Source organism: Clostridium sp. AF37-5, from assembly GCF_003477605.1.
GTDB lineage: Bacteria > Bacillota > Clostridia > Lachnospirales > Lachnospiraceae > Eubacterium_F.
This window is the reverse complement of sequence record NZ_QUDR01000063.1, coordinates 324-540: the sequence shown is the minus strand read 5'-3', so window position 1 is coordinate 540 and position 217 is coordinate 324. Positions and strand designations below refer to the sequence as shown.

At 54.8% G+C, this 217-nt stretch carries 1 protein-coding gene; it reads left to right on the top strand.

Annotated features, from left to right (window positions below):
* Window positions 1-217: hypothetical protein (locus tag DW019_RS15240; protein ID WP_207663948.1), on the top strand; the 217-nt coding region annotated here is incomplete at both ends.

Here is a 217-nt window from a genome sequence, read left to right as displayed (position 1 = left end):
GGAAGCCGGGAAACCTATACCTACCGGACCGTGGAACGGCTGATGAATACCTCTGGAGCGGGAATCGCTTCCCAGCGAGTTTCCACCAATCAGAGCTATCTTCTGACAAAATGTAAGGCAAACGGCAGTGAGACCAACTATGAGTACCGTGCCTGCTCGCTGCGCGGTGAAAAAGAAGTGGGAACCGGGCAGAAGAGGGATGTGGTGACGGAGCAGT